The sequence below is a fragment of the Mesorhizobium sp. M7D.F.Ca.US.004.03.1.1 genome (genome assembly GCF_003998635.1).
In the GTDB taxonomy this organism is placed as follows: Bacteria; Pseudomonadota; Alphaproteobacteria; order Rhizobiales; family Rhizobiaceae; genus Mesorhizobium; species Mesorhizobium loti.
This window is the reverse complement of record NZ_RZQG01000447.1, coordinates 1-4,873: the sequence shown is the minus strand read 5'-3', so window position 1 is coordinate 4,873 and position 4,873 is coordinate 1. Positions and strand designations below refer to the sequence as shown.

At 61.6% G+C, this 4,873-nt stretch carries 5 protein-coding genes, 1 tRNA gene and 1 pseudogene; 4 read left to right on the top strand and 3 right to left on the bottom strand.

Annotation, left to right across the window (positions count from 1 at the left end):
• A pseudogene (locus EN935_RS22380) lies at positions 1 to 775 on the bottom strand (amidohydrolase); the annotation flags it as partial.
• Positions 776 to 1,303: 528 nt separating this feature from the next.
• Positions 1,304 to 1,378: transfer RNA gene (locus EN935_RS22375), tRNA-Gly, on the bottom strand.
• 221 nt (positions 1,379 to 1,599) lie between these two features.
• On the opposite strand from EN935_RS22375, the gene EN935_RS22370 reads away from it, so the two are divergent.
• The 4 genes from EN935_RS22370 (at position 1,600) to EN935_RS22355 (ending at position 4,309) form a co-directional block, all read left to right on the top strand.
• Complete coding sequence (locus EN935_RS22370) at positions 1,600 to 2,097, top strand: prolyl-tRNA synthetase associated domain-containing protein (protein ID WP_109663657.1); 498 nt, start codon at positions 1,600 to 1,602, stop codon at positions 2,095 to 2,097.
• An 85-nt stretch (positions 2,098 to 2,182) separates the two neighbouring features.
• Complete coding sequence (gene trxA / locus EN935_RS22365; protein WP_127264613.1) at positions 2,183 to 3,196, top strand: thioredoxin; 1,014 nt, start codon at positions 2,183 to 2,185, stop codon at positions 3,194 to 3,196.
• A gap of 183 nt (positions 3,197 to 3,379) precedes the next feature.
• Positions 3,380 to 4,051 carry an LON peptidase substrate-binding domain-containing protein gene (locus EN935_RS22360; RefSeq protein ID WP_109663661.1) on the top strand — a complete coding sequence of 224 codons (672 nt, stop codon included), beginning with the start codon at positions 3,380 to 3,382 and terminating at the stop codon, positions 4,049 to 4,051.
• Between the two features lie 9 nt (positions 4,052 to 4,060).
• Complete coding sequence (locus EN935_RS22355) at positions 4,061 to 4,309, top strand: Trm112 family protein (RefSeq protein WP_109663664.1); 249 nt, start codon at positions 4,061 to 4,063, stop codon at positions 4,307 to 4,309.
• 57 nt (positions 4,310 to 4,366) lie between these two features.
• Here EN935_RS22355 and EN935_RS22350 read toward each other — a convergent pair.
• The coding region (locus EN935_RS22350; protein ID WP_245489018.1) for an OB-fold nucleic acid binding domain-containing protein at positions 4,367 to 4,873 on the bottom strand (507 nt) is incomplete at its 5' end.

The window sequence follows — 4,873 nt, the reverse complement described above, 5'->3', positions numbered from 1 at the left end:
CTATCCTGTCCATGACCTCGACCTGCGCGGCAAGCGGCGAGCCGTCGACGTCTTGGTTCAGCCATTTGTCGAAATCGACGGTTGCCGGTGCAAGCATGACCGGTTTCAGCCCTTGCGCTTGCGTATCGGAGATCAGCAAGTCGACCAGTTTGTGCCGATAGAGCGTGAAAAGCCTGAACCATCGGAAATAGACGCCTAGCTGGTTGGGTGAGACAAAAGTCGCTGCCGCTGCTTGGCGCGCTTCGACATGCGTCAGGGGGCCAAGCCTCCTGGCTTTCGCGCTACCTGAAGACCGTAGCACGACATCGAGGACCTTTTGATCCGCACTGGCCCGGCCGGCGGTCAGGGTGGAAAGATGACTGCTCTGCTGGATCTTCTGGATATGCTTGCCGATGGCATCGATAGCAATCGCGGAGGCAGTTGCGAGATCGCCATTCTCCGGTTTCAATCTGGCTGTTCGGAAAAGAACCGCCACTTCCTGGGCGGCGGACGGAGCGCTGTTGGCTCCGAGTATCGCTTCGAAAAATGCAATCAGGCTATCGACGATATCCGGATCGTGGACATCGAGCAGATGAACGGCTTGAGTTTCAGGGTAAAGGTCCAGGAATGTGTATCGAATGAACCGCGTTGCCGGCAAATCCGACGCGTTAAACACGTGGCAGTGGGCATCGATCGAGGTGCCGAAAGGCGCAACGGGAGGCACAGTAGTCTTGCAGCCGACAATTGGGGCAAGCGCGTAAAGCCCAATAGCTTTCAGAAAGGTCCGTCGCAGCATGTCGATGCCCCCCCGGGCGCTGAGCTGCAGCGATCGAGTTCACCCAGCCCGAGTCTTGTACCGGTGCCTTCTTCCGATCAAAAACCCACTCGCTTTCGTTGCAATCGCCGCAATCGTCGCGTCACGCTATTTTGGTCTGCATGGAGTAAATACATCCATATTTACGGTATCTACGACGATCTATGTTTGGACACTGAGCCCGGTGCCGCACGGTGTCAAGCTGAGGAGATATTTGGGTCCGATATTTCTTTCAATGCAGAATCTATGTCGTTCTTGGCGTTCGACCGTGCACCCGATGAGCTTTGAAAGTCGGGCATTACATGCAGATGCAAAGTGTTCGCTCAACAGTGGTCGTCAGCTTACTTCGCTGTTCGAATGGGGTGCGGACTTTGTGATCGGCACGAATGGGGAATCGTGTGTGCGTCGCCTGAATCCGCTCGAACGCGGGCGGAGGAGTTCATCCGCCATCAAAACGAAAAAACCGCGGCGGACCGCGGCTTTTCGATGCTTGATTCCCTGGAAGGAAATTGGAGCGGGTGAAGCGATTCGAACGCTCGACCCCAACCTTGGCAAGGTTGTGCTCTACCCCTGAGCTACACCCGCTCGCACGGCGTCTTGGCCGCAAGCCGGGCCTATATGGCTGAAGAGCGCGGCGATTGCAACAGGGAAATCGCAGGCTTTTTTGCGACGCGGCGGGCAATGCCCGCAAGCTACCGGCCCTCTGTAAGCGGGGCGTTCACCGCGATGCCGCATGACGGTCTTGTGTCGGTCGTCCCTTTGGCCGTAAACGGCATGGGCTTGAGAAATGGGACGAAGACAAACCGATGCCGAAGACCGAAGCCGAATTGATGGCCTTTCTTGCCGAACTCGGAATTGCTGCCTCGACGAAGCGCCATCCGCCGCTCTACACGGTCGCCGATTCGCAGGCGCTGCGTGGCGAAATCGCCGGCGGGCACACGAAAAACCTGTTCCTGAAGGACAAGAAGGATAATTTCTTCCTGGTCACCGTTGGCGAGGACGCGGTCGTCGACCTGAAGCAGATCCACCAGGTAATCGGCGCGGCCGGCCGCGTTTCCTTCGGCAAGCCGGAGATGCTGATGGAGCTGCTCGGCGTCACGCCAGGCGCTGTCACGGTCTTTGGCGTCATCAACGATACGGCAAACAGGGTCAAGCTCGTGCTCGACAAGAATTTGATGGAGCATGCGGTGATCAATGGGCATCCGCTGACCAATGAGGCGACGACATCGATCGCAGCGAGCGACCTGATCAAATTCGTCGAGGCAACCGGGCACGATGCTGCTATCTTGAAAGTCTCCGCGTGATCGCCACATGGATGGCTTGAGTCAGATGGTCTGAAGCATGTGGCGCCTGGCTGCCGGCCGGCCGCGTCATGGAAGGGTTAAAGAGATGAGCGACAACAATCCGTTTGGCGGCCCCTTTGGCGGCAATGGCGGCCAGTACACCACATCCGTGCAGTATGGTGGAACCGCGCCGGCGCCGGCGAAAGTGGCGCTTGGCGATGTGCCCGCCGTTCCCGCCGCCCCGGCTGCCGATGTCATCAAGGACACGACGACCGCCGCCTTTGCCGCCGACGTCATCCAGGAATCGCGCCGCCAGCCGGTGCTGGTCGATTTCTGGGCGCCCTGGTGCGGACCTTGCAAGCAGCTGACGCCGCAGCTGGAGAAGGCGGTGAAGGCCGCCGGCGGCAAGGTCAAGCTGGTGAAGATGAACATCGACGACCATCCTTCGATCGCCGGCCAGCTCGGCATCCAGTCGATCCCCGCGGTCATCGCCTTCAAGGACGGCCAGCCGGTCGATGGCTTCATGGGTGCGATCCCGGAGAGCCAGATCAATGAATTCATCACCAAGGTCGGCGGCAAGGGTGATGGCGCGCCGCCGGTGGCCGAGGCCCTGGCCGCGGCTACAGAAGCGCGCGACGCCGGCGATATGCAGACCGCGGCTGACATCTATGACGCCGTCCTGGCGCAGGCGCCTGAGACGATCGAGGCGATCGCCGGGCTGGGCGAGCTGCTGTTCGAGGCCGGCGACACGGAAGGCGCCGAGGCGCTTTTGGCAACAGCGCCGGAAGCCAAGAAAGATACCCCGCCGCTGGCCGCCCTGCGCGCCAAGATGGCGCTGGCCGCACAAGCGGCAGCGCTTGGCAATCCGGCCGAGTTCGAGCGGCGCCTGGCGGAAAATCCCAGAGACCATCAGGCGCGCTTCGATCTGGCCATGATCCAGAATGCCAATGGCGACCGCACGGCGGCCGCCGACAATCTGCTGGCCATCATCAAGGCTGACCGGGCCTGGAACGAGGATGGCGCAAGGACGCAATTGCTGCAGCTGTTCGAGGCCTGGGGCATGACCGACGAGGCGACGCTTAGCGCGCGCCGCAAATTGTCGGCATTGCTGTTTTCCTGAGCCCGGCTGTTTTGCCGCACGGGCTTGGCGTCGGCGATGACCGCGCCAGATTAATGCATGTCGCCCAAAAGTGGGTCCCGGTTTTGGGAGAACGACATGCATAAACAAAGACTAAAGCGCGTCACCTGCGACGCGCTTTAAGGGAATTGACGCGCTTCCTGGTGGCGCGATCGGAGGAATGAGGTGCAAGCGGGAAACGCGCATTATCGGCTCGCCAAGGATTTGCCGTCGACGATCCCGATCTTTCCGCTTGAGGGTGCGCTCTTGCTGCCGGGAGGCCGCATGCCGCTCAACATCTTCGAGCCGCGCTATCTGCAGATGGTGGACGAGGCCATCGCCGGCTCGCGGCTCATCGGCATCATCCAGCCCAGTCTCGACGGCGCCTTGCGCGACGACGGCGAGCCGGAGCTCTGCAATGTCGGCTGCGCCGGGCGCATCATTGCCTTTTCCGAGACCGGAGATGGCCGGTATCTGATTTCGCTGCAGGGCGTGTGCCGGTTCCGCATCGCCCACGAACTGACAGTCAAGACGCCGTTTCGCCAGTGCAAGCCGGCGGCTTTCCTCGCCGATCTCGATGAGGATCAGGCGGCCAACGAGATCGACCGGCCATCGCTGCTCAAGGCATTTCGCGCCTATCTGCAGGCCAACGATTTGGAGGCCGACTGGGAAAGCGTCAGCCGGGCCGAAAATGCCATGCTGGTCAACGCGCTGTCGATGATGGCGCCCTACGGGCCGGCCGAAAAACAGGCGCTGCTCGAAGCGGCCGACCTGAAGACACGGGCCGAAACGCTGATCGCCATCACCGAAATGGCGCTGGCACGCGAGAATGAGGATTTTGGTTCGAGTTTACAATAAGAGGGCGCGATGGCGGCGGATGGACGTGACGGGAAGAAGGCCAATGTCGACCCCAAGCTGCTGGAGCTGCTTGCCTGCCCGCTGACCAAAGGGCCGCTGGCCTGGGACCCGGAGCGCGGTGAACTGGTCTCGCGGGTCGCCAAGCTCGCCTATCCGGTGCGTGACGGCATCCCGATCATGCTGCCCTCGGAAGCGCGGACGCTGTCGGTGGAGGATGTGCTGGCCCCACCGCCGCCGCGCCTGAGCGGACCTGCTTGAGGGGCGCGAAGGGATCGCCGACGTGTCGCTCTCGTTTCGCTCTTGGCATGGCCATGCCTACTGAAAATTACGCCCCTTGGGCATGACCCTCTCCGCTTCTTCCGACAGCGTTGCGAGATCCTGCCGGATCGGCTTGTCTTGTATCGCGGGGCGGCTGGAGCGATCGGGGACCCTGGCAGCGCGCTCCGGAGAACTGACAGCTGCCGGCGCAGCCTCGCTGACCTTCTCCAGAAGCACGGTCAGCCAGGGTGTCAGATCCTCGATCTTCTCGGCGACGATGTGGACCACACCCGATTCTGACTGCAATTTGCCGGTGACCTTCACGAACCGTGCTCCCATGACAACAGGCCGGTATCGGTCAAAGGTTCTTTGCCAGAAAATGACGTTGGCGACAGCCTTGTCGTCCTCCAGCGTCAGGAAGATCGCGTTGCCCTTGCCGGGGCGCTGCCGCACCAGCACGAGGCCGGCGACGGAGACACGCCTGCCGTCGCGCACGGAAGGCAGGTTCGCATTGGGCGTGACGCCGGCCCGGTCGCCTTCCTGCGCGAGCGGCTCGACCGGGCC

Coding starts and splice junctions, on each gene's coding strand:
- trxA (WP_127264613.1), top strand. CDS start 2,183: ATGAGCGACAACAATCCGTTTGGCGGCCCCTTTGGCGGCAATGGCGGC.
- EN935_RS22355 (WP_109663664.1), top strand. CDS start 4,061: ATGGCGGCGGATGGACGTGACGGGAAGAAGGCCAATGTCGACCCCAAG.
- EN935_RS22370 (WP_109663657.1), top strand. CDS start 1,600: ATGCCGAAGACCGAAGCCGAATTGATGGCCTTTCTTGCCGAACTCGGA.